This window comes from Candidatus Melainabacteria bacterium (genome assembly GCA_003963305.1).
Taxonomy (GTDB): domain Bacteria; phylum Cyanobacteriota; class Vampirovibrionia; order Obscuribacterales; family Obscuribacteraceae; genus PALSA-1081.
In genome coordinates this window covers 1-26,448 of the sequence record RXJR01000022.1, presented here as the reverse complement: position 1 = coordinate 26,448, position 26,448 = coordinate 1, and the positions used below count along the sequence as shown (strand labels likewise).

General features: G+C 50.0%; 22 protein-coding genes. 15 read left to right on the top strand and 7 right to left on the bottom strand.

Annotated elements, in window-relative coordinates; genetic code table 11:
* Nucleotides 1–122 precede the first annotated feature (122 nt).
* On the top strand, nt 123–1,655 hold the full coding sequence (locus EKK48_20990; protein RTL38389.1) for an SDR family oxidoreductase: 1,533 nt from the start codon (nt 123–125) through the stop codon (nt 1,653–1,655).
* A gap of 16 nt (nt 1,656–1,671) precedes the next feature.
* On the opposite strand, the gene EKK48_20985 is transcribed toward EKK48_20990, so the two are convergent.
* From EKK48_20985 to folE, 4 genes are read right to left on the bottom strand one after another with little or no spacing between them, the layout of a single operon-like run.
* Nucleotides 1,672–4,809 carry an energy transducer TonB gene (locus EKK48_20985; protein ID RTL38388.1) on the bottom strand — a complete coding sequence of 1,046 codons (3,138 nt, stop codon included), beginning with the start codon at nt 4,807–4,809 and terminating at the stop codon, nt 1,672–1,674.
* Between the two features lie 45 nt (nt 4,810–4,854).
* Nucleotides 4,855–5,730 (bottom strand): tryptophan 2,3-dioxygenase, encoded by an 876-nt coding sequence (locus EKK48_20980; protein RTL38387.1) that lies wholly within the window; start codon nt 5,728–5,730, stop codon nt 4,855–4,857.
* Nucleotides 5,731–5,751: 21 nt separating this feature from the next.
* The gene (locus EKK48_20975) at nt 5,752–7,416 is read right to left on the bottom strand and encodes a hypothetical protein (GenBank protein RTL38386.1); all 1,665 of its coding nucleotides are present in this window, start codon (nt 7,414–7,416) and stop codon (nt 5,752–5,754) included.
* 23 nt (nt 7,417–7,439) lie between these two features.
* Nucleotides 7,440–8,099, bottom strand: coding sequence for a GTP cyclohydrolase I FolE (folE, locus tag EKK48_20970; protein ID RTL38385.1), 660 nt, complete (start codon nt 8,097–8,099; stop codon nt 7,440–7,442).
* A 248-nt stretch (nt 8,100–8,347) separates the two neighbouring features.
* On the opposite strand from folE, the gene fabZ reads away from it, so the two are divergent.
* The 10 genes from fabZ to EKK48_20920 all read left to right on the top strand — a co-directional run bounded on the left by fabZ (nt 8,348) and on the right by EKK48_20920 (nt 17,511).
* Complete coding sequence (gene fabZ, locus EKK48_20965) at nt 8,348–8,824, top strand: 3-hydroxyacyl-ACP dehydratase FabZ (GenBank protein RTL38384.1); 477 nt, start codon at nt 8,348–8,350, stop codon at nt 8,822–8,824.
* Nucleotides 8,821–9,633 carry an acyl-ACP--UDP-N-acetylglucosamine O-acyltransferase gene (locus tag EKK48_20960; protein RTL38383.1) on the top strand — a complete coding sequence of 271 codons (813 nt, stop codon included), beginning with the start codon at nt 8,821–8,823 and terminating at the stop codon, nt 9,631–9,633. The genes fabZ and EKK48_20960 overlap by 4 nt, the downstream gene beginning before the upstream one ends.
* Nucleotides 9,634–9,788: 155 nt before the next feature.
* On the top strand, nt 9,789–11,126 hold the full coding sequence (locus EKK48_20955) for an MFS transporter (GenBank protein ID RTL38382.1): 1,338 nt from the start codon (nt 9,789–9,791) through the stop codon (nt 11,124–11,126).
* Nucleotides 11,127–11,226: 100 nt separating this feature from the next.
* A complete protein-coding gene (locus EKK48_20950; protein RTL38381.1) occupies nt 11,227–12,597 on the top strand; it encodes a glycosyltransferase family 2 protein in 1,371 nt (456 codons plus the stop codon).
* 589 nt (nt 12,598–13,186) lie between these two features.
* Entirely contained in the window at nt 13,187–13,576 is a 390-nt protein-coding gene (locus tag EKK48_20945; GenBank protein RTL38380.1) for a hypothetical protein, read from the top strand.
* A gap of 86 nt (nt 13,577–13,662) precedes the next feature.
* On the top strand, nt 13,663–14,040 hold the full coding sequence (locus EKK48_20940; protein ID RTL38379.1) for a hypothetical protein: 378 nt from the start codon (nt 13,663–13,665) through the stop codon (nt 14,038–14,040).
* A 64-nt stretch (nt 14,041–14,104) separates the two neighbouring features.
* Nucleotides 14,105–14,509: a hypothetical protein gene (locus tag EKK48_20935; protein ID RTL38378.1), complete on the top strand. Its 405-nt coding sequence runs from the start codon at nt 14,105–14,107 to the stop codon at nt 14,507–14,509.
* A 37-nt stretch (nt 14,510–14,546) separates the two neighbouring features.
* Nucleotides 14,547–14,993, top strand: a complete 447-nt coding sequence (locus tag EKK48_20930; GenBank protein ID RTL38377.1) for a hypothetical protein — start codon at nt 14,547–14,549, stop codon at nt 14,991–14,993.
* 252 nt (nt 14,994–15,245) lie between these two features.
* Nucleotides 15,246–16,526 (top strand): hypothetical protein, encoded by a 1,281-nt coding sequence (locus EKK48_20925; protein ID RTL38376.1) that lies wholly within the window; start codon nt 15,246–15,248, stop codon nt 16,524–16,526.
* Nucleotides 16,527–16,881: 355 nt separating this feature from the next.
* Nucleotides 16,882–17,511, top strand: coding sequence for a hypothetical protein (locus EKK48_20920; GenBank protein ID RTL38375.1), 630 nt, complete (start codon nt 16,882–16,884; stop codon nt 17,509–17,511).
* 55 nt (nt 17,512–17,566) lie between these two features.
* Here the strand turns inward: EKK48_20920 and EKK48_20915 are convergent, their stop codons facing one another.
* On the bottom strand, nt 17,567–18,109 hold the full coding sequence (locus EKK48_20915; protein RTL38374.1) for a hypothetical protein: 543 nt from the start codon (nt 18,107–18,109) through the stop codon (nt 17,567–17,569).
* A 96-nt stretch (nt 18,110–18,205) separates the two neighbouring features.
* On the bottom strand, nt 18,206–18,895 hold the full coding sequence (locus EKK48_20910) for an N-acetyltransferase (GenBank protein ID RTL38373.1): 690 nt from the start codon (nt 18,893–18,895) through the stop codon (nt 18,206–18,208).
* 195 nt (nt 18,896–19,090) lie between these two features.
* Here EKK48_20910 and icd point away from each other — a divergent pair, with 195 nt between their 5' ends.
* Entirely contained in the window at nt 19,091–20,347 is a 1,257-nt protein-coding gene (gene icd, locus EKK48_20905) for an isocitrate dehydrogenase (NADP(+)) (GenBank protein RTL38372.1), read from the top strand.
* A gap of 201 nt (nt 20,348–20,548) precedes the next feature.
* On the top strand, nt 20,549–22,132 hold the full coding sequence (locus EKK48_20900) for a long-chain-fatty-acid--CoA ligase (GenBank protein ID RTL38371.1): 1,584 nt from the start codon (nt 20,549–20,551) through the stop codon (nt 22,130–22,132).
* Between the two features lie 16 nt (nt 22,133–22,148).
* Here the strand turns inward: EKK48_20900 and EKK48_20895 are convergent, their stop codons facing one another.
* A complete protein-coding gene (locus tag EKK48_20895; GenBank protein RTL38370.1) occupies nt 22,149–23,306 on the bottom strand; it encodes a CoA transferase in 1,158 nt (385 codons plus the stop codon).
* 149 nt (nt 23,307–23,455) lie between these two features.
* Between EKK48_20895 and EKK48_20890 the strand changes: the two genes are divergently transcribed.
* Both EKK48_20890 and EKK48_20885 read left to right on the top strand, forming a co-directional pair.
* Nucleotides 23,456–24,979: a tetratricopeptide repeat protein gene (locus EKK48_20890; GenBank protein ID RTL38369.1), complete on the top strand. Its 1,524-nt coding sequence runs from the start codon at nt 23,456–23,458 to the stop codon at nt 24,977–24,979.
* 478 nt (nt 24,980–25,457) lie between these two features.
* Nucleotides 25,458–26,291, top strand: coding sequence for a tetratricopeptide repeat protein (locus tag EKK48_20885; protein RTL38368.1), 834 nt, complete (start codon nt 25,458–25,460; stop codon nt 26,289–26,291).
* Nucleotides 26,292–26,448 lie beyond the last annotated feature (157 nt).

Below are 26,448 nucleotides of genomic sequence, written 5' to 3'. Positions count from 1 at the left end.
CCTTGTGTTCACTGACTACACAGATGATATTAGAGCAAATCTGTTGAAAAAAGCACTGAATTTTTGACTTTCCCAAATCCGGAAAAGCCAGAATTCAGAAGGGTTTCGGCGTTGAGGTGTAGATGAGAAAAGAGCCTGTTTTAGTGACTGGTGCCACAGGATACGTGGGAAATCGGCTCGTACCGAGATTACTCGAGGCAGGGTTCAGAGTGCGCGCTTGTGGTCGCAGTATCGAGAAACTGCGCAGCAAAGCATGGGCTAAGCACCCGGCTGTCGAGTTAGTGACCGCTGACTTCTTCGACAGAGATTCTGTGATGGCCGCAGCGCAAGGATGTTTCGCTGCCTATTACTTCGTACACTCGATGGATGGCGCATCGAGAGAGTTTGAGGAACGAGACCGAGAAGCAGCCCTGAACATGGTGGCTGCCGCAGAGTCGGCACATCTTGAGCAGATCATCTATCTCGGCGGTCTCGGCGAAGACAACCAGGACATAAGCAAGCATTTAAAATCTCGCAACGAAGTTGCCGAGATTCTCCAGACTGGTCAGGTACCAGTGACGGTACTCCGCGCGGCGATGATCATTGGCTCCGGCAGCGTCTCGTTTGAAATCCTCCGCTACCTTGTCGAGAGGCTGCCGGTCATGATCACGCCACGCTGGGTCACCACTCCGAACCAGCCTATCGCTATAAAGAATGTTCTTACTTACTTGATCGGTTGTCTTGATAACGAAAAAACCATAGGGCAGACCTTCGACATCGGTGGAGAAGAAATTCTCACTTATCGCGATTTGATGACGACCTACGCCGAAGAGGCGGAACTACCTCCACGCAAGATAATTTCGGTGCCGGTATTCACTCCAAGGTTGAGTTCACTGTGGATTCACCTGGTCACGCCAGTACCCGCCTACATCGCTCGCCCTCTCGCTGAGGGATTGCGCACGCCTGTGGTCTGTCAGGAGAATCGGATTCGAGACATCATCCCCCAGGAGTTGATGACTTGCAGGGCAGCCATAAAGTTGGCTCTCGATAAAGTGCAACATCAGCAGGTGGAAAGCCACTGGACTGATGCCGGACTGCTTCGTCATCCTGAGTGGGCGAGCCCGGAAGAGCCACACTGGGCGGGCGGCACCGTATACAGTGACTGCCGCCGGGTGGTTGTCGAAGCGCAACCGAGCGATATATGGAAGCCAGTGGTCCGGTTGGGTGGAACGACCGGCTGGTACTACGGGAACTGGTTATGGCGACTGCGCGGTCTGATGGACCGTGTAGTTGGCGGCGTCGGTCTCAAACGCGGTCGCAGGCATCCATATGAACTGTCACCTGGTGACGCGCTCGATTTCTGGCGGGTCTCGAGTGTAATTCCAGATGAGAGGCTCGTTCTGGTAGCTGAAATGAAGCTGCCAGGGCAGGCTGTGCTCGAATTTCGAATAAAGAAACTCGATGCGACCAGAACTGAAGTGCTGCAAATCGCCAGGTTTCTGCCCAAGGGTCTGCTTGGCATTGCTTACTGGTATGCCGTGATGCCGCTGCACAATGTTGTTTTCAACGGCATGCTCGAAGGAATAGCCAGAGCCAGCGGCTACAAAACGGTTGAAGGACCGAAACTAGCAGCGGTGCCACAGCTCAGCTCGAAACTTTCTGCGGCCGGCACTTAGAGCTCAGGGCTTTTCTTCAACGCTGGTCCGACGTCTCTTTTGGCGGTGCACCGACATTTACGTCAATCTTCAGCGTTCCTCCAGCAGCGTTTGCAACCGCTGTCTTGTAACGCTCCATAAGATTCTCGCTTTGCTCTGACATGTTGTTCAAACTAAAAACGAATGCTCTGCGACGAACTTCGCCACCCAGGGTTTTCGAATCTGGTCCTTCATTGTGAATCAGATCGTCAGCGGCTTCTGTAAATAACTGCTCTGATTGTTTCAAAAGACTGTCTTTTGTCTGCTCAGACCTGCCGCTGAAAGCCTCAGTCAACAACAGATTCGAATACTCCATGCGATACGAGTTTAAAACTGTTGTTGATTGCCGTACTTGCGCCTTCTCGAACTCTATCGCTCCCTTAAAGAATTCGCCTGCTATCGCAAACTGTTGCGCCTTCTCGCAGGCACGCACTAGTTCACTCGTTGAAACATGTTGCGGTGCACTGGAGGCACTCTGCGGCAGTTTTACAGCCTCCAGGAGCGCATCTGAGGCTTCCTTCAAAGCCCCACCGGCAGCGTAAGTCTTGCTCAGCTCAACTAAGCTTCGTCGTGTAACAACGGTATCAACACTTTCAAAACCGAGCTGAGCTGCACGTTTCTCGTGCCGGCGGGCCTGCGCTGTATCGTTAGATGCAGCTTCTGCTCGAGCCAACTCCAGTAACTGATTCACCAGTTCAGACTTGCTCACTATCTTTTGTTGTTCTAGCAGCGCGAGCAGTTCCAGGTTGCTTTTGGTAGCACCCCTGGTATCACCCATCTTGTTTTGCAAAACGGCTTGCTGGCGCAACAAAATACGCTTGTTCGTGTCATCGTCAAGCGGCTGTTTATCGCAAAATTTGATCAAATTGCCAATCAAGGCAAGATGAACTTGAGGATGTTTTTTCAATGAGGCATTATCCAGGATGGTGGTCAAAGGCATGGCTCGACTAAGCTGGGAAGCACTAAGTCGGCTATGCGCCGTTCTTTTGTACTGTATGCGCAGAAGACCTTCCACCGCATTTGTAGTAAATTCGAGATCAGGTTCGGCTTTATTCAGGATTGAGATGAGCTGATTGGACAAATCCCAATACTCGCTCATGGACGCGCTCGTGAACTTCTCCGATGCCAGTTCTTGCAAACTCTCCATAAAAATAGATCTTACTTTCTGCATGTCAGGTTGCTTTTGAGACAATAAACTGGTGACAAGCAGTGTTCTGGCCTGAATGCGCTCAGCGCTGTAAGGCGGGGCTTTAGCGAGCCTGCTCTCTGCGACGGCAATATTGCGAAGGATATTGGCAGTAATGAGCGACTGCATCTGGTCCTTGATCTGGGTTTGTAACTGGTCAGCCTCTTCCGTTCTCCCTAGTGCTTTCAGTGCTTTCAAACGCAGCTGCTGTTGAGGATTTGCACGAGCTCGCTGAAGCAACAGGTAATCTTCCGTGTCAAGATTATCAACGAGATCGCACAGCAGAAGCGCTTCCTGAGCCTTCCCCTTTGCCACCAGATAATCACCTAATGTTTGAAATAGCCGTTGTTGCAGATTGCTGTTGGTGCAAATTGCAAATTTGAAGATCTCCCTCAAAAGCGGCTCGGCAGATGCAGAAACTGAATCTCGATGCTCCAGAATGCGGCTGACGCGATCAAGTTCTTGAAAGACCCTGTTCTGTATGTCGTTTCGACTGGCAAAAGGACCGGATTGCTCTGTCAAAAGACTGAATCTGTCACTTGCATCTTGCTTGTTCAAACTGGAGGTGCGGATCAGTATCAACAATCGCTCAACTAAAGAGTCGGCAGCGCTCCCCTCGGGTTTGTTCAAGGCGAGCTCAAGCTGCTTACCGAGGCTATTGATGGCGAACAAATTTGTAGGGTCAGGGTGCTTGGTCTGCCAGACACTTCTTTGATTTTCCACCTGACTGAGAGCAGTCCAATCCTCTTGCGAGGCAAGGAAAGTCACTGTTGAATCGAAAGCCTGTTCGACGTCAGCAGGGAGAGCATCTTCATTTTCGAGCATTATAGATAAGCATCGTTGATACGCCAGTTTTGCTTTGTCCACATTACCGATCTCTTGCAGCGCCTTTCCTTTTTTCTGATAGAAGTAAGCAAGACGCCCCAAACGCTTCGACGAAGACTGATCGACAAACTGCTGCGCCGTGGCCAAAATTGCGTTTATCGACACGGCGCTATTAACTTTCGAATTGGCGGGGCCGATTGGCATGCGAGATCCGATGCGATCGCAAAAGTTGACCAGTGACATGCCAATATTGAAACGTTCATTACCCTGCAACTGCGGCACAAGCTTAGAAAGGCTACTGAGTAGTGTTTTGACGGCTTCAGAATCACCCTTCTTGAATTGTTCCGGCAGAGCCAACATGTATGCGTGTGCTGCTGCCAGAAAACGTTTATCGTTTATCAAACTATCTGCTTTCTTAAGCTGCGCGGCAGAATCAGGAACCTGATTGAGACCGTATTGAAGCGTATCGAAAGTCAACTCCGGGGGCGAATCTGCGAGCAGTTTGCGAATCTCCTCGTCGTACAATCTGTCTGGCTCGCTTTGCTGGAATGGTGCTTGAGCGCCGATCTGCGCAGGCATCGTTCGTGCTGCCTCTGGTCTGACACTTCGATCTGACTTCTCTGCACCAGGAGAACTTTTGCTGTTGGGACCGGCAACCTGCATGAACGTACCGAAACTTCGAAAGGTGAACGCTTCATCAGGTCGAAGATACAAGTTGTTAGAGTCAGGCACTGGATTGCCGAAATAGATCTGAATTTCAACGGTATCGTTAGCTGAACTGGCGAATTTCATCGGTTTCAAATCGACTTCGCTGAGCGCTTTCATCATTGAAGCATCCAGTTCCGAGTTGCCCGAGCCTTTGATGACCTTGCAAGATTTGATCTTGCCCAGGGCGGTGATGTGCAGTTCAATAATTACTCTGGCGTACGCTGGCGAGTTTTTCACAGCGTCAAATACCCTGCGAACCACGTCAGCTCGATACGCCGCCATATCCGAGGCAAGCAAGTCATACGACCATGCGGCCGTGAGAGGCGCGAGAGCACAACCAGCGGCTAGTATCAGACTGCGAAGATGCTTCTGGCGAATCACAAGCATTTTGTCCCCTTTAAGACGCCATTTAAGCATCTGATGAACTATTTTGCTTGACCCTAACAACAGAGAGTGGACTTCTCAGGGACCACATGCGATCGCAGGAACATCTAGAACTGTACGCACTTTCCACAGGTCTGCGAAGCATCTCTTGGTCAAAGTAGAGCGCAGATAACCAACGCCTTCGCTGCCGCCGGTGCCTCGTTTGAAGCCAATCACGCGTTCTACAACGATGGCATGATTTGTGCGCCAGAGAGCGATCTGTTCGTCTATATCGATCATCACCTCAGCCAGATCATTCAAATCGGCATACTCTTCCAAGTTTTCGTAGAGCTTCCGCAGAGATTGAATGCGGATGTTTTCTCTCTTCAATGACTCCGGATCATTTTCGTCGACTTCGTATGGACCCGGAAGGTCAAACCCTTGCTTGCGCAAAATCTCATAATAAGCGTCCTGAAGCGTCTTTGACTCATAGCGCTTCATCAGCTCGGGATGAGCAATGCTGTCGTCTTTGAAGTGTTCGAGAAGTCTCAGATCCTTCAAACCGCAGGTCATTTCGATCTCACGAAATTGGGTTGACTGAAAACCGCTGGCCGGATTGAGGTTATTGCGAAATCCCAAAAAATCTTGAGGAGACATTGTCTCGAGAATATGAATCTGATTGACGAGCACCTTCATTATGGCTACGACGCGCCGCAAAAAATGGGTGGCTCGCTTGACACGATTTTCAGACAACAGTTTCATCGCTTCGTCGATTTCGTGCAAAACAAGCTTGAACCAGAGCTCATAAGTCTGGTGAATCACTATGAACAACGGTTCGTCATGGTGAGCGGGATTCGACTGACAAATCTGCAACTTCTTCAACTCTGGAACTTTGAGATAGCTGTTGTAGCTCAAAGAAGTATGGCCGTATTGTTTGCCTTTCTCATTTTCATTGCTGGATATTGGGCAGGTCATATTAACCCCGTATGTGGTGGCTTAGTTGGGAGACGGCTGTGCCTTTGATTGAGGCGAAGAATCGGGTTTCTTGGTTTCGGACGAAGCGGCTCCGGATTTTTCCGGGCTTGCCATGTTGTCAATTTTGGGTGTTTCGGGCTTTTCAGATGGCGGACTTTCTAAGCTATCAGATTTTGGCGTTTGGATACTATCGGGCTTAGCTTCAGCATCGCTGCTCGACACTGGCTTGTCGCCATTGGCGGGCTTAGGTTCAGCTTCACTGCTCGGCTCGGGCTTGTCACCATCAGCGGGCTTAGCTTCCGCGTCACTGCTCGACTTTGGCTTATTGCTTTCGGCCGGGTTGGTATCTTCTTTCGTCGTTGAATCGTCTGTCTTCTTTTTGTCGGATTTCGACTTCGATTTCTTCTCGCTCTTGGACGCAGCCTTCTCTTCAGTACTGCTTGATTTTGACTGCTCTTTCTTGTTGGACTTGGTTTCGGGCTGCTTGTCTTCGGCCTTCTTGTCGTCGCCCTTTTTGTTCTGACCCTTTTTATCCTGGCTCTTCTTGTCTTCGCCTTTGCCTTTCTTTTTGTCTCCCTTGGCTACTTCCTCTTGCTCTTTTCTCGCCTGCTCTTCCTTCGCCTTCTTCAACTTTTTCTCATCGATCTGCTGAGCGGGCTGCCCGGGTGACAACGGCAGAAGCGCCATGTTATCGATGCGGTTGCCAACAGCGACTTCGGCAAACAACGCCGGCTTTTGCTCGTTATATTGAAATGCAATTGTGGAACCATCCAACTGCTGCTTCGCCTTCTTAACCAGGGCCGGATAACTGACCTGGTAACTCTCCATCTGAATCGTCTGCGGCGTTACCCGGAAAATTCTGTAACTGCACGGATAAACATCCAGACTGGCGCTGGAAACGTACCAGATGGCTGCTTCTTGCTGCACTTTGTTTACGTGAATGTGTCCGTTGATGGCCAGACGCACGTCCTTCGAACCGGCCAGAATCTCTCGCACAGAAGCACCATTTGCGGTGACGTAGTCATCCCAGGGAGGACCGCCATCAAACGGTGGCGGCGCCAATAAGGGATGATGACTGAATACAATGGTAAATTTGCCGGCGTTGCTGCTGAGATCTTTCTTCAGCCATTCCAGCTGTTCGTTAGAGACATCGCCTGCGGTGCTCTCTGGCCGACTCGTATCGAGCCCGACAATATGGACACCGGGAAGCGGAGACTGAGACCAGTAGGGCTTGTCCGTCTGTATCCCTTTTTGCTTCCAGTCCGGACCATACAATTTCATTTTGTCGACGGGAGGATTTCCGGATACGTCTTTCTCGCCCAGTACGAAAGACCAGGGGCATGACAATATCTGTGCGCAATCAACGAATAGCTGCCAGTTTGCATCATCGACACCGGGATTTTCTACTTGATCGCCGCCAAAAATGACGAAGTCTAATTTCTCGCTGTTTAGCTGCTTGACGCAGTCCTGAAGAAACAGCTGACTCTCTTGCAATAACAAGTAAGAATCTGGTTTGCCATGAACAACGTGCGTGTCGGTGACATACCCAAACGAAAATGGCGCAAAGCTGTGGGCCGCTTTCGCCTCCGGTAAAAAGGGCAAGCAGGTTACTGCTGCAAGTGTGAACAGAAAGGTTCTTCGACTGACAAGATGATCAGAAAAATTGTCTGCCACTTTGAAATTCAATCTCTTTCGGGAATACGACGATTCTACTTGTTATGAATAAAAGCCATTACTTCCGCACGCGCACTCTTGTCTTCTTGCAAGGCACCACGCGCGGCGCTAGTTACGGTTCTCGTACCAGCCTTGCGAACGCCTCGAATGCTCATGCAAAAGTGTTCGGCTTCGAGCACTACGATGACACCAAGAGGGTCTAATCTGCGCATGATTGCATCGGCGATTTGACCGGTCATGCGTTCTTGCACTTGCAACTTCCGTGATGCTAGCTCGACAACCCGAGCTAATTTGGAGAGCCCGGTGATTTTGCCCTGGTTCGGTATATAGGCGACGTGAGCGATCCCTATAAAAGGAACAAGATGATGCTCACAAACACTTGAAAACGGAATGTCTTTGACGAGCACCAGATCATCATTTTCTTCGTTGAAGGTGCAAGTGATCTCAGCACCGGCGTCGATTCCCGTGCCGTACAAGAGCTCGCGATACATGCGGGCGACGCGCGCTGGAGTTTCCAGAAGCTCCGGTCGAGAAGGATCTTCGCCCACGCCTTCAAGAATAAGACGCACGCCCTCGGCAATTTTTTCAAGGTCCATCTTCAAGGCAGCATGCGTTGATTCGCCAACTGCGCTTGCACGCGTCGCGCTTGAACCTTTTGGTTTGAGCTGATTAGCCTTGGGCAAGATGGTCTCCATTTGGTCAAACCGAACACACCTGCTGTGTGACGACACACAGATGACGGCAATCTTAACCGCTGCCAAAAACGGTGAGATTATCCATATTTTAGCCTGCCGAGCCCCTGTATTCTATTAAGTTCGCGAAATAGGAACAATCTTGTCACAAGCGCTCGTTAAATCGCCATGTATACTATGCTTCGCCTGAAACGGCGCCCAGAGCTGATTAAGCAGCTCTATCAAAAGACACTTGCAAACAGGAGCAATCGATGAGCACCGCTACGACGTCAGAAATTACCCTGGACATCACCCAGATCAAGGCGATTTTGCCTCATCGTTATCCTTTTCTGCTTGTGGACCGGGTCACACAAGTGATACCGGGACAGAAAGCAGTGGGCTTCAAGAACCTCACCGCCAACGAAGATTTCTTCAACGGACATTTCCCTTTCAAGCCAATTATGCCTGGTGTTTTAATGATCGAAGCTCTCGCACAGCTCGGCTGCATCTGCGTTTTGATGGAAGAAGAATTCAAAGGTCATCTGGCTGTGTTCACGGGCATTGATGGTGTAAAGTTCCGCACCATGGTTGTTCCCGGCGATCGACTGGACATGGAAGTGGAATTGACCAAGCGTCGCGGCCCGCTGGGCAAAGCTAAAGTCCTGGCTAAGGTCGGCGACAAAATCGCAGTTGAGGGCGAGATTACTTTCGCAATCACCAAGCCAGAGGAATCAACATCACAAGTATGAATTTGACAGTACACAAATCAGCTGTAATCGCAGATGGTGCTCAGTTACACGAGACTGTCGAAATAGGACCTTATGCCGTAATTGGACCAAACGTCAAAATCGGCAAGGGCACTAAAATCGGACCTCATGTAGTGATTGATGGTCACACCACTATTGGTGACGATTGCAATATTTATGCCGGAGCCGCAATCGGTTTAGACCCGCAAGATCTTGGTTATAAAGGCGAACCGACCGGCGTTCAAATCGGAAATCGCACAACGATCCGCGAATATTGCACGATACACAGGGGCACCAAAGAGGGTGTCACAGTGGTTGGTGACGACTGCTTCTTCATGAACTATGTGCACATCGCCCACGACTGTAAAGTAGGCAATGGTGTGATCTTCGCTAATAACTCGACATTGGGCGGACATGTTCAGGTCGGTGACAATGCCATCCTGGCGGGCTACTGTGTGATTCACCAGCACTGCCGACTGGGTCGCATGTTGATGATGAGCGGCCTTTCCGCCACCAGGCAGGACATGCCACCATTTGCGATGTGCGACGGTCGTCCGGTCACGGTTCGCGGTATTAATGCGGTCGGACTGAAACGCAACAAAATTGGACCGGCTAACCGAAAGGCTATCAAAGAAGCGTACCGACTGATTTATCGGGCCGAACTCAACCTGAGCGCTGCCCTGGAGAAAATCGAGAAAGAGATCGAGCCGTTCCCCGAAGTAGCTGAAATTGTCGAATTCTATAGAACTTCGAAACGCGGGGTTATTTCCAGACGTTCCGACGAAGACGATGAAGGCGAATCATTCGAATAGCCTGATTACAGATCAAGTTCAAAACAGCGGCTGAGCGTCAACCGCCCTGAACTCGCTCAAACCTTCAAAAAGCCTTCATTTGCTGAAGTGTTGGCAACCCGGCACCGCCCAGCCGCCTGGTGGTAAAGTATTCTCACTGACTCCTGGTATCCGCTGTGTCATCTCAAACCACAGATCCTCCAACCACTCCATCCAGAACAAGCGGTTACGGATCTCTTTTTCGCAATCGTCAGTTCATGCAGCTCTGGATTGCGCAGGTATTTTCACAGTTTGCCGACCGGGCAGTCTTCGTCTTGTTCGTTGCCGTCTTGACGGCAAAACAAGTAACCCGCGTTGCCGGCCATGAAATCGGCGCGGCCCAGATGACGAGCATACTCTATGTTGCTTTTACAATTCCTGCCGTGGTGTTAAGTCCGGTGGCAGGCGTATATGTTGATCGGTGGTCGAATCGATCGGTGCTGGTTTTCTCCAACCTCGCACGTTGCGTTTGCGTAGCCCTGGTGGCGGTACCGTGGATTACAAATTCACCGATGGCTACCTTCGCACTGGCGTTTCTTCTTTCTATCGGATCGCAGTTTTTTGGACCGGCCGAGACGTCATCTATTCCTCGCATTGTAAAAAGCGAAGAACTTTATGCCGCCAATTCACTCTTTTTCACGACTATGATGATCGCACTCGGATTCGGTTTTGCCATAGGCGAACCGATCATCGAGCAATCAGGCACCAAAGGTGCTCCGTGGGTAGTGGCAGCCGGATTTTTGATTGCCGCCATTCTGGTCTGCTCTATTAAGGATAATAAGCGCTCGGAAACCAGGCGAGAAGCCTGGTGGGAGGAATTGAGATTCGGCATCGCCTACATCGTCAACAATCCACTCGTCTTCAGAGCGATAGTCAAAATTACTCTCTTGTTCAGCACAATCATTACTCTGAACATCATCGCAGTCGGTCTGGCCGAACAAGTCATGCACATAGAAGCATTCCAATTCGGCTACATTATTGCCGCCGCCGGTTTGGGAATGGGAATCGGAAATTTTGGAGTCAGCCATTATGCGCGACACATAAATCCTCCCCTTCTCGCTTACGGCGGTTTCACGGCCCTTGGACTGTTTATGTGCGGTCTGGCCAGTCTGGGTTATATGCAACTATTCCTGTTTCCGCATCTCGGCTGGCATAACGTTTACTTCAGTGGCTGGCTCATGACAATTCCTTTACTTTTTTCTGTTCTGATCGGAATTTCATGCGCATGCGTGGCAGTGCCCACCCAGGCGGCGCTTCAGGCTGCAGTGCCCGAAGATCTGCGCGGTAAGGTCTTCGCCGCTCAAAACACGGCGATGTCGGCTGCATCGACTATCCCTGTGATACTCACGGGCGTGTTCGCAGATAACCTACCAGGCGGCGTTTCGACGACTCTTTTGATTCTGGGAATACCGACTTTTGTCGCCGGATTGCATCACTTCAGTGAGACAAAACGAGAGGAAGCAAAGCCGGCGTAAAAGCTGCTGTACGCTTGCTGCTGTTGGCTTAGCACGATTTGACAACCTTCCTTCGTGGTAAGTAGATATATGTCCGGGTTTGTGTAAAAATTATCGGGCAATGAGAGATCGAATAATCCTAGCTGCATTAACGCTCGCCGTCTGGATCGGACTGAAGTCAATCGATGATTTCGTCACCGGTCCGGAGGTTCTGATTTTGCTTTCTGTAGCGGTCGTCGTTATGGTGACGCACAGCGTCTGGCTCATGGCCGCGCAGGGAAGGTGGCGCCGGAAAGCTCGCAAGGCAGGATTGGTCAAACAGCCCGACGGCAGCTATCTGGCAGTAACCGGCAAAGACACCGACCCAGACGATGCGTGGAAGCCCTGGATTGACATTTTCATCGCCGCCAAAAATGAGCAGCGCGTAATAGAAAATACGATCCGCAATTTCTTCAAGCTCGATTACGAGAATTTCTATCTCTGGATCATCGACGATTGCTCAACTGATGAGACACCTTTCATTCTCGAACGTTTAAAGAAAGAATTTCCTCGCTTACGTGTCATCAATCGCACTTATGGAAGCTGCCCGGGTAAATCTGCAGCTTTGAACGAAGCACTGCCGCGTGCTAAGGGCGAAGTGGTGGCAGTTTTCGATGCAGATGCTTACGTGGCACCTAACTTTTTTGCACTGACTCTGCCTGTTCTCGATCAAGAGGGAGTCGGTGCGGTGCAAGCACAAAAACGAATTTTTGAGCACCAGACTGGCACTCTGGTCGAATGCCAGGCTTCAGAATACGCCATGGATACTCACTTCCAGATGGGGCGTGACCTCATCGGTGGTGCCGTGGAATTGCGTGGCAACGGTCAGCTCATAAAGCGAGCCGCGTTGATTGACGTCGGCGGTTGGAACAATAAGTCGCTCACAGACGATCTCGACTTGAGCATGCGTTTACTCGTCAGCAATTGGGACGTCAGATTCTGCCCGCATGCGTATGTCTGGGAAGAAGGCGTTCCTACTATCAAGGGCTTGTTGAGGCAGCGCAGAAGATGGGCGGAGGGCAGCATTCGACGCTATCTCGATTACATCTTTCCGCTTAATTCACCCACCAGACTTTCTCTTGTTGAGAGACTCGATACGATCGCATTTACCGTCTATTTCGTTGTGCCCGCACTGATGTTTCTTGAAGTGACAAGCGAGATAACCAGACTGTCGATGGGCGTTCCCACATACGGCAAGTTTTTCGCGCTGATATCACTGGCAGTGTTCATCGTCAGTCAGTTGAATCTGTTCGTGGCGATTCGCCTTTATCGAAACAAGATGTCGATCTGGCGCACACTCTGGCATAGCTTCCAGGTCGGTACATATGTTTTCGCACACTGGGTACCTGTAATTTTCGTCTCCTTCTGTCAGATTATTTTCGGCAAGAGTGCATCGACATGGCATCCGACAGAGCACGTCGGCGTAGCTCATTCACTTACTGACGCAACATAGTCGACAAAACCTTCATCGTCCAGCAGGCGCAGGTCGCGCCAAAACCTGAGCTCTCACGTGGCTTCCAGGAGCGACTTTGTCTTTTGCCAGGTTGTGCATTGACGTTAGATCGCTTGCAAAAAGCCACAGGTCTTATTGCCGGGAACAATCGCAAGAGATTTGCAGTCAAATACTCTTGGTATCATCGGCGGTGTTTCCAAGCACCGGACCTCATCTCTTTGCAAGTAGATTATCTGCCGCTTCGCCAACACCACGCTTCGGACTCTTCGATCTACCACCAGATCATCTCTTGGAATCACCTGTGGTGCCAGGAAATTCGGCAAGAAGCGCTTGGCGACCGGCTTTATGTATTAGCGAGCGACGTATCAGCGCATATACGACTTGCAAAGTGATGACGAATTCAAACAAACATTTTACAAGGATAAAAAACGCGCAAGAAAAGGCGCTGTAGTACGTCTTCGCATACCTACTATAAATTTCAACAGCCACAAAGATGGACCTTCACAAGAAAATGGGTACAATGGTGCATGTCTTGTGGCCGAGTTGGTCCAGGATTGGTGGTAGTGATTGCTAAGAGATGGAGATTTGCATGCTTAAGAAGTTAGCGTCCTCTTTCATTCTAGCCTCGGCTCTAGTCGGCTCGTTGGTAGCACCTTCGTTCGCTGACGATGACACTTTCAAAAGCATTGTGGTTTTCCCAGTGCGTGTAGTCGGGACTGGAGTTGGTATGGCTGCTGGAGTACCTTTGGGTGCTTTCAAAGACAGTGTTAAAGGCTACATAAAAGCCTCGAAAGCTACGGCTGGTAAGCTTGGCAACGAAGATAACGGCGGATGCCAGTTCTTCGGTCAAGTACTCGGCGGACCATTTGGTTTTGTCGGCGGCGGTGCTTACGGTATGTTTGATGGTGCCGTACATGGTGCCAAAGAAGGTTATTCAAAACCGTTCAGCAAGGACACATTCACTTTCAAAGATGAATAGTCAACTAATGAACTCTAAGTACTAAGTTGTTGTGAGGATTAAGAGGGTGGTTCACCGAACCATCCTCCTTGTCAGGTGAATATCAAATGAAAAACAAAATGTTGATGTTGTTGAGTGCTGCAGTTGTTTCGATCGGAACAGCCGCACCCTCATTTGCAGATGGTCCGCTCAGCTCAGGCGCAAGCTTGCTCGGCGCGACCACAGCCGTCATCATTGATACGCCACAAGGCGCTATCATCGGTGGCGTCTATTCTGGTCCTAAGCATTGCTGGCATGGACTTGCCTCTGCTTTCGGCGATGAAAATGGCTGGAAACAGAACATTGTTGGAGCAGTGATGGGCATTCCTATCGGAATGGTCTTTGGTGTTCCATACGGTGCCGTTCATGGTCTCTACCATGGCGCTAATACTGGATGGGAAAAACCATTCAGCACCGAATCGTACATCGTTACTGAAGAAAAGTAGAAAACTGACGGCCCGAGGTCGAGCCAAACCCTCGGGCCGTATTTAACTGGAAAGACGGTGGTAAATGAAGATGAAATCTCTAGGTCGTATTGTTTGCTCAGCAATGATGTTGGTCGGTGCAGCGGCTCCAGCCTTTGCCCTCGACTACGAAGCCAAACCAATACATTGGGTGCTGATGGCGCCTTTTAGAACCGCAGGTGCCTTGAGTGGCGCTGCTGTTAGCGGATTAGTAAGTGGTCCTATCGAAGGTGGTTATCACGGTTCACACCGCGGTATGCACCACGTAGCCGGCAAATTCGGCGACGAAAAGGGTGTTTCCCAGCAGATTGCAGCCTTCCCACTCGGTGGCGGAGTAGGCATGGTGCTTGGTGGCGCTGAAAGCGGTGTCAAGGGCGCTAAACATGGTTGGAAGCTCGGCTGGGAAAAACCATTCAGCCGCTGGTCCTACATCACCATGGAAGAGAAATAAGGCTGGCTTTTAAAAACTAGGAAGATTGGAGTTAAAAATGAAGAAAGTACTCTCCACGCTGCTTGCTGCTGTCGGCTTAACTGTCGGTTTGTCAGTTCCAAGTTTTGCGTATCCAGAGCGTCCTGAATCAGCACGCGTCTGGTATGAAATTGAATATTTTCCTTGCCGTTTAGTTTCGATGGCAGTCACAACAGCTTGGGATATCCCGACAGCTATGTTCCAGGACGCTATCAAAGGCTCAATCGGTGGAACGAAAATGGTTGCACGCAACCTCGGTAACGAAGATGGCGTGTACGAGTTGATCGCTGGCGGATTGACCGGCGGACCGGTTGGATTCGCTGCCGGTGGCGCTTATGGCGCTCTCCATGGTGCTGCTTATGGCATCCACCATGGTTTCGTAGGCTACCCAAGCCCACACAGCGGCAGCCACAGCATGATCTTCCAGGGCAAAGGCTTTGTTGTTCCTTACGACGACAACTACTAACAAGTCTTGACCTAGGGAAATTAGTTTGGCTCTTGAGAGATATTGGCCCAAATTTGGGGCCAATATCTTTCTGTTTTCTTTTTTTCGGGGCATAAGATGGAAGTAGCTCGATTGCCGCTTCGCTATTGCTAGTCCGAAATCACCCACCCTGATAGACTAATAGTCAGCGAAACGTTGCTCAGAGCCGCAGGGCGCATAGTTGGCGTTCGATTGTTGTTGGCAGTGGTTGGCACTACAAAGGGTTTTAAGAGTTTGGAGATTGCAAGGGAACGACGGGCCGGACCAAAGCGTATCGGCGAATTGCTGGTAGCAGCAAACGTAATCAAACCCGAGGTCTTACTCGAAGCGCTTCAGGTCGCTAAGAAGTCGGCGACTCCCCTCGGGCGGGTGCTTATGGGCATCGGAGAGTTGACCGAACGCGATTTACAGACAGCTATCGAAATACAATCTTTGCTGCGTGAAGGGGTTATCTCAGCCGAGTTTGGCATACGCGCTCTGAACGTGGCCATCAAGGGTTGTATCCCTCTGGAAGAGGCGTTCACGAGACTGGGATGGAAAGCGCCCCAGCGTGAATCTATGCCCGGCAGCGAGCTTGGCGAACTGCTTCTCGAGGCAGGCGCGGTGACGAGAGAGAATCTCGAAGAAGCGATGACTCAAAGCCAGGAAAACAATCTGCCTCTGGGGCGATGCCTTGTCCTGGCTCGGGCCCTTCCATCTACCCTGCTCGCCTCCGCATTGACAGCCCAGGTGCTTCTCCGCGATGGAAAGATCACCAAAGAGCAGGCGGTCAGCGGCATGCGTGCTGCTGCTCGTAAACACCAGACGATAGAAGTCTCGCTACAGGAAGTAGGTGCCTACAAGCCGTCGCAGGCCAATATCCGGGTCGGTGACTTGCTCATGTCTGCTGGTCTGGTCACAGAAGGCGACAAAATTTCAGCAATTGAGATGGGACTGGTTCAGCAGCAGCCCGTCGGGCAGATACTCGTGCAAAACGGCATGATCTCAGAGACCATGCTCAAGGAAAGTCTGAAACTGCAGGATATGGTCGCCAAAGGTAATCTGACAGGAGCCCAGGCAGCTGACATTCTGCGCGCTGCCAACGCACGCAACTGCCCAATCGAAACCATTCTTTCTGAGAGAAGCAGCAAAGAAGACGAAATTGCGCGGGCAAACTCAGTCATCGAAATTTTGCAGCAAGCAGGTTGCCTGACACCGCAAGAGATGGCAAAAGCAGAAGGTGTCAGCCGCCAACTCAATGTGAGCCTTGGCGAGGTAATGCTTTCAACCGGCGTAATCGATAAAAAACTACTGCAAGCTGCGGTGCAGGCACAGGGATTTGTAGACGACGATATTCTCACCAATAGTCACGCTGTAGCCGTTCTTCATTACTGCCAGAAAACCGGCGTCGACTTTCCTTCGGCACTAAAGGAGGTGGCGTATACGCCACCAGCGGATACTGTCGATCCGGTCTTGCAACAAAATTCTGGCTGGCTCGGTAAACTCTGGTCGAAAGTTAAAAAACCGGGCGAGTAGGCAAGTTCCACCGCAACAGGCAGCGTGCCTGGAAACAGAATCCACCATATATGGTGCCTGTTTACTTCAGCCACGGCGGGGAGAGCCGAAACACTCAAATAACGCAAAAAACAGCCCGAAAAGTTCTGACCAAAATGGGCATAAAAATCTTGGAGTTGATACTGGTTCGCTCCTGCGACAACAGATTAGATATCGCTTCAACAGCTAAACGATATCCGATACTTAGCGGATGTTTATCTGCTGGCAATCCACTTCCGTGCCGTCAAGAGATAGACTAGTGAAGCAGTCCAATCGGACGTAAGCGCTTCGAGATTACTTCTTCCCGACAGCAGTCGATGAGGGATGAAATTTGTTCATGATGCCTTACAAGAAAAGCCTGATATGCGGAAACCGAAAACGTCACACGTTTTCATTTCTGCTCCTTGCGCTGACACTTCTGAGCGCGTCAGCAACGTTTGCTGCTGAAACTCCTACTGAGTTCAAATGGTGGACCGAGAAACAACCAAACGGTCACCGTTGGGTGAAAGCTCAGATGCTTATTCAGGCAACACCAGATATCGTCTGGCAATCGATTCATAATGAGCAAAATGCAGATCAAGACCTGGTCTATCGCAAGATAATCAGTAAAGGCGTCAATGATGTGGTCTCCGAACAAAAACTGCACCACCTGCCAATTATTGGCACGGCGGTGAGCACGATGCATACTACCGAAGTGCCTCTCAAGCGAATCGACTACGAAATGGTCAAGTCTGATCGTTTCAAGGCGCTGGAAGGTAGTTGGGTTCTCAATCCTGGACCAAACAAAAAATCTACCTATCTGGAGCTCTCTTCCTACTGCGATATCGGTATTCCGTTGCCGCGACCGATTCGCGATGGTATCACAGTCAAGAAACTGGAAAAGCGCCTGGCCAACGTCAAGAAAAACTCAGAGTTCGCTCAAGTACAGATTGCAGAAGATAAGGCTAGAGCTGAACGAGTCGATTGAGCCTCTAGCTGCTAGCTGAGTGCTCCTGGCTTATTAGCTGAGGACTGTTGGTGATCTAGGCTTGCAGAGCTGATTCCAGCTCTTGCATGTCTTTTGTCTCGACATTCTTGCTGTTTGCTTTGACTCTGTTGAAAAACTCATCCGGGTCATCACCGGCGTGTTCAGCAACGCAAGCCACATGCAGGTACCGCGGTCCACTACGAGGAAACGGTGAGCCGTCGTCTTCGCTCTCGATCGCCACGCGCAGGTGACCTTTCTCTATCTTTTCAGTACAACCGATGCAAGCCGCACGCGCTGTTGGTGCGTATTCCGCGTAAGGAAGCACGGTAGGCTTTTCATTCTTGGCATTAGCTTCGATCGCCTTTAACAACTCTTCTTTGTCAGGCACTTCCTGATCTGTATCATCAAGAGCCTGCTTGAGCGCAGACGGTTTTTTCTTGGCTGCGCATGCCAGATGGTGCCAGTTGTACGTCATATCTCCAGCCGAAAATGCGTTCGGTACTTCTTCGCCAAATCGCAGCTCACCTTTGCCAATCGGCTGCTTGCAAGTGCGACACCCTGCTCTTCCGGTTTTGGCTATTTCGATGATGTTTGGCATATGACCCTCACTGTGGCAATGGGTAAAAATGTTAGTGCAACTGACGACGATTGTCCAGCCAATCGAGACCTGGTAATTCTGGTACTACAGATGGTATCATTGAGACAGGCTGGCAATTAAGTTCTCCAGTAACAATCGTTTTTCAGGCCACTCCCTGTCGAGCATGCGGAACCAGGCTGTGTCTCGATTTTGATCTTTGACAATGAAGTGTGATTCTTGCACACCTTCAAAAATAAACCCCATGCGCAACGCCGCCTTTCGTGAACGCTCATTTAAGGCGTTACACTTCCACTCAACTCGACGGTAACCAAGATCAAAAGCGTGTTTAAGCATCAAGTAGGTGGCAATCAAGTTGTAACCTTTGCCCTGCACGAGTGGACTGTACCAGATGCTTCCCAGCTCGATCTTGAGATGTTCCGGCACATTATTCATGAACGTGGCTATGCCTACCGGCAAGCCTGTCTTGTTGTCGAACACACTCATTGCAAGCCCGTTTGGAGCAGACTCAAGTGCCTTAAGGTACTGAACAAAGCTCTGCCTATCAGCAAATGGACCAGAGTTCATGTAGACCCAGATTAGCTGATCGGCGTCGTACGCAGCAAAAGCGCCAAGCTCGTTAGTTATGGCCGACCCGTTCGACACTTCATAGAGAACGTCGCAGTCTCGACTGACATCCAGAGGAGTCAGCCTCACAGCCGAGTGTGTGAGCACGACCGGGTCCATTCGAACAGGCAAGCGGTATCTGCGCTCCAGCGTTTCCCGGCTCAAATTCTGCGTTTTCACCATTTAGACGTCTCTCTCCCCTTTGCATTGCCGCACAGGCGCTTGCTCCCCACCGTTATTAGTAAAAGCTGATCATTTGCTAAGACTGCCCCCTGAACTGTTAATCTTAATGGCTAGCGTGACGGAGGAATCATCGTCTGACTCCTCGTCTTTAGATAAATTTGGGTGGGGCGACCCGATCTAAAAAGGTGAAAACACATGGGACAAGTAATTGACAAAACGTATAACGGCTTGAAAGTTCCTCAAGGGGAAAAGATCACATTCAAAGATGGCAAGCCAGTTGTACCTAACAAGCCGATCATTCCTTTCATCGAAGGCGACGGCACTGGCAGAGACATCTGGAAGGCTTCACAGCGCGTGTTCGACGCTGCTGTTCAGAAAGCATATGGTGATGAGAAGAAGATTGCCTGGTTTGAAGTTCTGGCCGGCGAGAAAGCCAACAACGAAACTAAAGAATGGTTGCCAAACGATACTATCGAAGCTTTGAAAGAATTTGGTGTTGGCATCAAAGGACCTTTGACGACACCCATTGGCGGTGGTATCCGCAGCTTGAACGTAGCTTTGAGACAGATTTTCGACCTCTACTGCTGCGTTCGCCCAGTCCGCTACTTCGAAGGCGTGCCTACACCAGTTAAGCACCCTGAAAAATTGAACGTTGTTATCTACCGCGAGAACACAGAAGACGTTTACTCCGGTATCGAATACGTTGCAGGCTCACCTGAAGCCAAAAAACTGATCGAATTGATCGAATCATTCGGCAAGAATACAATCCGCCCCGATTCAGGTATCGGTATCAAACCGATTTCGAAATTTGGTTCGCAGAGATTGGTTCGCAGAGCGATCGAACATGCCATCCGTCACAATTTGAAGTCGGTCACGCTGGTGCACAAAGGCAACATTCAGAAATTCACTGAAGGCGCTTTCAGAGACTGGGGATACATGTTGGCTGAAGAAGAGTTCGCTGCTCAAACGATTAGCGAAGAAAAACTCTGGGCCGACCATGACGGCAAAACACCTGCCGGCAAAATCTTGATCAACGATCGCATTGCCGACTCGATGTTCCAACAAGTATTGACAAGACCTGACGAATACTCAGTGCTCGCCACTACCAACTTGAACGGCGACTATCTGTCTGATGCTTGTGCAGCACAAGTAGGCGGACTGGGAATCGCTCCTGGCGCCAATATCGGCGACAACTGCGCTATCTTCGAAGCGACTCACGGTACTGCTCCCAAGTACGCTGACAAAGACGTGATCAACCCTGGCTCGGTAATTCTCTCCGGCGTAATGATGTTTGACTTCATGGGCTGGACCGAAGCTGCCAGACTGATCGAGAAGGGCATTGCCACATCGATTCAGAAGAAGACGGTGACCTACGATTTGGAAAGATTGATGGAAGGCGCGAAGAAAGTGAAAACAAGCGAATTCGCAAGTCACATCATCGAAAACATGTAATCATCTGCATTTGCAGTGATGAAATTCAGCAAGAGCGCGTCGCAGGATGCGCTCTTTCCTTTCTGTCCACTCGGGCAATAAGCTAAAGACGCTTCATCTGCGACCTTTTCAGCCCTCTGTCTAGTAGGATATAAGCGGAGTCATAAGGATACTTGAGCGCGCCTACATAAGGTCCCTCGCAGTCATTAACGGCAGTAGAAAATGAACCTATACCTGACATTGAATAAAGCAATTACCCTGTGGCCTCAAAAAGAAGCAATTGTCGATGGCGATAAACGTTTTACTTACGAACAGTTCGCGCAGCGCGTCTCTGCTCTAGCAAATTTCTTAATCGAGTCTGGTTACGAAAAGGGTTCTGTCGTAGCCGTGCTCTGCCCCAACGGGCACGAGCTCATGGAAATCTACTATGCTTGCGCGATCACCGGTGTGATTCTAAACCCGATCAATTTTCGCCTCTCCCCGCACGAAGTAGCAATTATTCTCAACGACTCCGAAGCCCGCGCTCTATTCCTCCACGCTGATTTCAAGGAATGTGCAGGCAAGAGTCTACCCGATGCGCCCGCAGTCGAGCAGGTCATCACATTCGGTGCTAGGGATTGGCAAAATTTCAGTCATAAGACAATCGACTATGAGACTGCTCTGAAACAGCATTTGAAGAAGCCAATGCCGGTGGCAGACGTAGGCCTGGAAGATCTGGCCCAACTCTACTACACGAGCGGCACAACCGGCAAAGCCAAGGGAGTGATGCTCTCCCACAAAAACGTTTGCTTAAATGCACTTGGTGCAGTAACGGAATTGAGTCTAACCGACGAAGATACCTGGATGCACATCGGCCCAATGTTTCACCTGGCGGATGCCTGGTCGATCTGGGCAGTCACCTGGGCTGGTGGTAAACACACGTTTGCGCCGTATTTCAAAGCCGAGGAGGTTCTAAAAACTCTTGCCGATGAAGAAGTCACACTTACAGCCATGGTACCGACCATGGTGAATGCGTTAATGCACAGCCCGAAACTGAAACACTATAAATTTCCGAAACTCCGCTTAATCCTGACTGCAGGCTCGCCTATTGCACCTGAGCAGGTGAAGGGAATAGTTCAGGAATTCAGTTGCGATTATATGCAGTTTTATGGGATGACCGAAACCAGCCCTTTCCTTACAATAAGTGCTCCCAAAGCGCATCTTCGCTCCTTGCCGGAAGAAAAATTGTTAGAGCTAAAAAGCAAAACCGGCAGACCTTTTATTGCAGTTGAAGTAAAGGTCGTGAACGAAGACGGAGTGGAGGTGAAAAAAGACAACACAGAAGTTGGTGAGATTATCGCCCGCGGTCCTGTTGTATTTTCAGGATACTGGAAACAACCAGACACCACAGCCCAGACCCTGATCGATGGCTGGATTCATACAGGCGACATGGCCGTGGTAGACAGCGAAGGCTACATCAATATCTGCGACAGAAAGAAAGACATGATCATTACTGGCGGTGAGAATGTCTACTCCACAGAAGTAGAGTACGCACTTTATGAACATAGTGCTGTACTGGAGTGTGCTGTCCTCGGTGTTCCCGACGAGAAATGGGGAGAGTCGGTGAAAGCCATCGTCGTTCTCAAAGAGGGGCAAACAGCCAGTGAGTCTGAATTGATCGAATTTGTCCATGAAAGACTGGGTCGCTTCAAGGCACCACGCACGGTGGAATTCGAGAAAGAGTTGCCGAAAACCGGCAGTGGGAAAATCTTCAAAAAAGGCTTGCGCGAAAAGTATTGGGCCGCAAGCGCCAGGAAGGTCAACTAGTGACCTATCGCGGAGATTAGAGAATGACCTTTTCCAGCTTGAGTTGACTGATTTGCTCAATCGAGTAGCCGAGTTCGCTCAAGACACTGGCGCTCTGCTCAGCTCTGTCATCGTAGGCAGTGCTGGCTGCCATTGATTCGGACAACGGTGATGAGACCTGTGGAACGTCTCCCAATATGGGGTGAGACATGTGGTGAACAACACCATGCTCTTGTACAGGCGGGTGCCGCAGTGCCTCCTCGATCGTGCTTACCGGAGATACACAACAGTTCGTATTTTCAAATATTGAAATCCAATCACTAAGCGGCTTTTGACGAATTACAGCAGCAATCTTGTTAGAGATTTCCTGATCAACACTTTTGACCACTTTGTCCGCTAATTCAGGAATGCCGGCCTTCTCGCAAAAGGTCTTCCAGAATGGTGCTTCCAGCGCCGCTACCGCCAGGTATCTCTGGTCGCTGCATTCGTAAACGGTATAGTTAGGCAGTTCTCTGGGATACTCATAGTGTCCAACTTCCGGATGAAGTTCTTCATACAGCAAAGCTGTGCCCATAATGCCCATCGTTGAGAGAGCGGACTCGAACATACTGACATCAATGTGAATACCCGCATTTGTGCGCTGTCTCTCATAGAGCTGGCTTGCTATGCGGATTGCAGCGTACATGGCGGAAGTATAGTCAGAAACGAGCACCGAAGGCAGTATCGGTTTTTCACCGTCTCTTGCATTCATTGCCAGTACGCCTGATTCGGCAATCAAATTCAGATCGTGCCCAGGCTTCTCGCTCCAGGAGCCAGACTGACCGTATCCAGATATTGAGCAATAAATGAGACCTGGATTGAGCGCGCTCATCGCCTCGTAGCCAAGCCCGAGTCTGTCCATAACACCGGGGCGAAAATTCTCAATCAGAACGTCAGCATCCTTTATCACGCGCCTTGCGATTTTGACGCCGTCTGCCTTTTTCAAGTCCACCGAAATGCGCTGTTTGTTTCGATGTAGACTCCAAAAGTACAGACTGTGACCGTCGATGATAGGTGGCAACATTTGCCCAAGGGTTGCGGTCAAGGGCTCAATGCGAAGAACAGCGCAACCAAGGTCACTCAGGGCGGTTGAACACAACTCTCCCGGCAAAAGATGAGTAAAGTCGATTACCTTGATTCCGTCTAGTGGTGCCATACATGTCGCCAATTTGATTCAACTAGTTTAGCAGGTGAACACAAGCACACCTGAGCAATACCTGACAATCAGTGACGCCTTGTTGCGTAGTCGCCCCGCTTAAGCTACTCTAGCTTTAGATACTGGCTACGCCACCATTTACTTACTAAATGAAATTGTTTCATCCAGCCTTATCAGTCTCTCTCATGGCATTAGTGTCATGTGGTGCACCCGCATGGAGTCAAACGAACTCGGCAAATTCGCCGAACTTGCACGATTCTCCCGGGTCCGAACAAGGGCCAGGAACCAAGCCCGGAGCTCCGGAAGCGAAGCATGCCAATTCAGCAGTTAGCCAGCTAATAGAACGCGGTGATGATTTACTTCAAGCGGATCAAACTTCGAAAGCGATCGAAACCTACACCGAAGCAGTCAAATCAGATCCGCAAAACCCCTCTGCCCATCAGCGATTAGGTCACGCTCTCTCGATGGGAGGAAACCTTGCAGCCGCCCTTGAGGAAGAGCGTAAAGCGCTGAATCTAGATCCAAATAACGACGAAGCACATTGCAATATCGGATGGATTTTTGGTCTGCAGCAGCGTTTCAGAGCAGCTATTGAAGAAGAGAAACTGGCGATTGCGTCCAATCCGTCAAACAGCTCGGCTTATTCAATTTTAGGTCTGTCACTTGCCAGCCTGGAAGATTATGACCTTGCTATCAGTGCCTTCAATAAGGCACTTGCATTGGATCCCGATGATTTCAACACTTATATGAACCTTGGCGCTGCACTTGGTCGCAAGAAGGACTATCCTCAGGCAGTTTCGATGTACAAGCGGGCAATTGAAATCAACAAGAGTAATCCAAACGCCTATCTTGGTCTGGGTGCCGCTTTAGGAAAGCTGGGAGACATCAAGGGAGAAGTTGAGGCATACAAGAACGCTGTAGCCATTGCTCCGAACAACCCTGCTAATCATGGGCGACTCGGTTACGCGTTGTCTCAGACTGGAGATTGGCGCGGTGCCATGCGTGAAGGTTCTATTGCAAATGGTCTACGTTTGCAAAAATCATCGAGTGAGTTCCTCAAGCTATTCCTGACGACCTGGGCCGCAATATTCGTTGTTTTCGGCATTCTCTTTACCGTTGTTTTCTCAGGTTCGCGCTTTAAACCGCAGCCAGGCGAGTCTGTGATCAAATCCTTTTTTCTCACCTTTTATAAGGATAAGCCAGGACGATTCGTGCTCACTTCTCGCCGACTTGTCTTTGTACCTGAGGCATTCTCTACCTGGTTTGGAAGTACTCGTGTCAGCATCGAATTAGATCAGGTTTCTGAGGTCGAATCGCATAGCACCATGAGTGGTGGCAGACTATCAATACTTTCATCGAACGGAAGTGTCCATCAGTTCAGCATGCCAAACTTAGTCCTGGAGCCGCTCACAAAGCAATTGAAAGAACTGGCGGCGACACAATCGAAGCAGCCAGAAGTTTCGTCCGCAGCAACTTCCATTGACACAGCGGAAGCGCTTTTGAAATCACTGAATCTCGATGACCTGGCACCGCAACTGAGTTTTGACCCATTTGCCAACAACATCGACGACAAAGATGCGGTCATCATAACCGTCGTTGCCAATGACGAGAAGCCCGCAGAAGAGGGCGCGACGGACGCTAACGCATCGAGACCATCAGAATCGACGCCCTAGACTTGTCCTGCCAAAAGGACTCTGATATGAAGTTTGGCATGCGGAAGGGTCCGCATTTGTCGGGCAAGTTCCAGTTAACCGGAAGGTCCATCGTACTCAGGACAACGGGCTGAACATTCAACTGTTTAACTTTTTGATTAATCGAAGATTTAAACAGACAATTGATTGACTGTTTGTCTTGTAAACAAGTGATCTTGTACACATGTCGACTTTGGTTATTTATAAATACACGAATGTACTACTTGTCGTATTGTCGACAGTTCTATGCGACTAGGAGCACCTACCGCCAAAGCTTAATCTGATTTCGCCACTACCGAGTGGAAACTTGCTTCTCATCCAGGATGCGGCTGGAACTCATTGGCGCACAGGATTTTTTCCGGGGCTTACTTTGAATTCCGCCACGTTTTTGCCACAAATAAATTATAGATTGCTAATCTAGCCCACGCCCCCAATTTTCTTTTACTACGGAGCATGCCTGATGGTTAATGCATATACCCCCAATCTTTGCACCGCGGTGACAGATTCCATCGAATTCAAACAGAGCTTTGGACAATTAGTACGTGATGTTGACCCGAGAGATTCTGGTCAGTTCAAGACAGTACGACCACCACAACAGGCCGGTGAGACGACCTTGCAACTGACATTCGGAACTCGCGATTGGTGGCATTACAAAAAGAGCGCTGAACTGGCCGCGAAGAACGGCAATTACAGCCAGGCCGAGGCGATGTGGCTCGCGGCCCTAATCGAATGCAAAGACTTTCAAAATGATGATGAGCGTCTCGCTCTCACTCTGGATAATCTTGCCAGCCTCTACTATTCACTCGGGCGCTATGAGCAAGCCGAATTGTTCTGCAAACGAGCTTTTGATGTGGTCGTAAACGTCTGGGGCGGTGAGAATACAAAGGTCGCTTCTTGTCTGAACAACCTTGCCGGCATTTACTACAACATGAAAAGATACGAGCAAGCTGAACCAATTTGCGTTGAAGTACTCACCATTTACGAAAAACTGAAAGGTCCCGATCATCGCGACGTCGGTATGGCAGCTAATAATCTAGCCATGCTTTACCATGCTCAGAAAAAGCTTCTCTTTGCCGAGAAATACTATCTGCAGGCAATTCGCATCCGCACCAGAGAACTAGGTAGAACAAATCCTGTGGTTCAAACGCTTTATGCAAACTACGTCAATCTTTTGAGAGCTATGAATCGAAACGCTGAAGCAGATGCGTTTAAGCTATGGGCTGGGGCGGCCTCAGTAAACCCACATGGTGACACCCTGGCAAAATCGAACCTGGCATCACCCAACCTGGCGTAGCAAACTAACGGCCCTCGATAATCCATCCCAAATGTCCAGGCGTGAGAGGGCACCACTGGGGCCGATAATGTATATTATGTTTCATTTCCGAGGCAGGCATCCCGAGATGACCACGCCACAAGGCATTTCAGCCTTGCCAACACAACACACGTTATTG

What these genes read in the sequence shown, in the direction of transcription:
- EKK48_20990 (RTL38389.1), top strand. Translation starts at nt 123, where the DNA reads ATGAGAAAAGAGCCTGTTTTAGTGACTGGTGCCACAGGATACGTGGGA.
- EKK48_20985 (RTL38388.1), bottom strand. Translation starts at nt 4,809, where the DNA reads ATGCTTAAATGGCGTCTTAAAGGGGACAAAATGCTTGTGATTCGCCAG.
- EKK48_20980 (RTL38387.1), bottom strand. Translation starts at nt 5,730, where the DNA reads ATGACCTGCCCAATATCCAGCAATGAAAATGAGAAAGGCAAACAATAC.
- folE (RTL38385.1), bottom strand. Translation starts at nt 8,099, where the DNA reads ATGGAGACCATCTTGCCCAAGGCTAATCAGCTCAAACCAAAAGGTTCA.
- fabZ (RTL38384.1), top strand. Translation starts at nt 8,348, where the DNA reads ATGAGCACCGCTACGACGTCAGAAATTACCCTGGACATCACCCAGATC.
- EKK48_20960 (RTL38383.1), top strand. Translation starts at nt 8,821, where the DNA reads ATGAATTTGACAGTACACAAATCAGCTGTAATCGCAGATGGTGCTCAG.
- EKK48_20950 (RTL38381.1), top strand. Translation starts at nt 11,227, where the DNA reads ATGAGAGATCGAATAATCCTAGCTGCATTAACGCTCGCCGTCTGGATC.
- EKK48_20945 (RTL38380.1), top strand. Translation starts at nt 13,187, where the DNA reads ATGCTTAAGAAGTTAGCGTCCTCTTTCATTCTAGCCTCGGCTCTAGTC.
- EKK48_20940 (RTL38379.1), top strand. Translation starts at nt 13,663, where the DNA reads ATGAAAAACAAAATGTTGATGTTGTTGAGTGCTGCAGTTGTTTCGATC.
- EKK48_20935 (RTL38378.1), top strand. Translation starts at nt 14,105, where the DNA reads ATGAAGATGAAATCTCTAGGTCGTATTGTTTGCTCAGCAATGATGTTG.
- EKK48_20930 (RTL38377.1), top strand. Translation starts at nt 14,547, where the DNA reads ATGAAGAAAGTACTCTCCACGCTGCTTGCTGCTGTCGGCTTAACTGTC.
- EKK48_20920 (RTL38375.1), top strand. Translation starts at nt 16,882, where the DNA reads ATGATGCCTTACAAGAAAAGCCTGATATGCGGAAACCGAAAACGTCAC.
- EKK48_20915 (RTL38374.1), bottom strand. Translation starts at nt 18,109, where the DNA reads ATGCCAAACATCATCGAAATAGCCAAAACCGGAAGAGCAGGGTGTCGC.
- EKK48_20910 (RTL38373.1), bottom strand. Translation starts at nt 18,895, where the DNA reads ATGGTGAAAACGCAGAATTTGAGCCGGGAAACGCTGGAGCGCAGATAC.
- icd (RTL38372.1), top strand. Translation starts at nt 19,091, where the DNA reads ATGGGACAAGTAATTGACAAAACGTATAACGGCTTGAAAGTTCCTCAA.
- EKK48_20900 (RTL38371.1), top strand. Translation starts at nt 20,549, where the DNA reads ATGAACCTATACCTGACATTGAATAAAGCAATTACCCTGTGGCCTCAA.
- EKK48_20895 (RTL38370.1), bottom strand. Translation starts at nt 23,306, where the DNA reads ATGGCACCACTAGACGGAATCAAGGTAATCGACTTTACTCATCTTTTG.
- EKK48_20890 (RTL38369.1), top strand. Translation starts at nt 23,456, where the DNA reads ATGAAATTGTTTCATCCAGCCTTATCAGTCTCTCTCATGGCATTAGTG.
- EKK48_20885 (RTL38368.1), top strand. Translation starts at nt 25,458, where the DNA reads ATGGTTAATGCATATACCCCCAATCTTTGCACCGCGGTGACAGATTCC.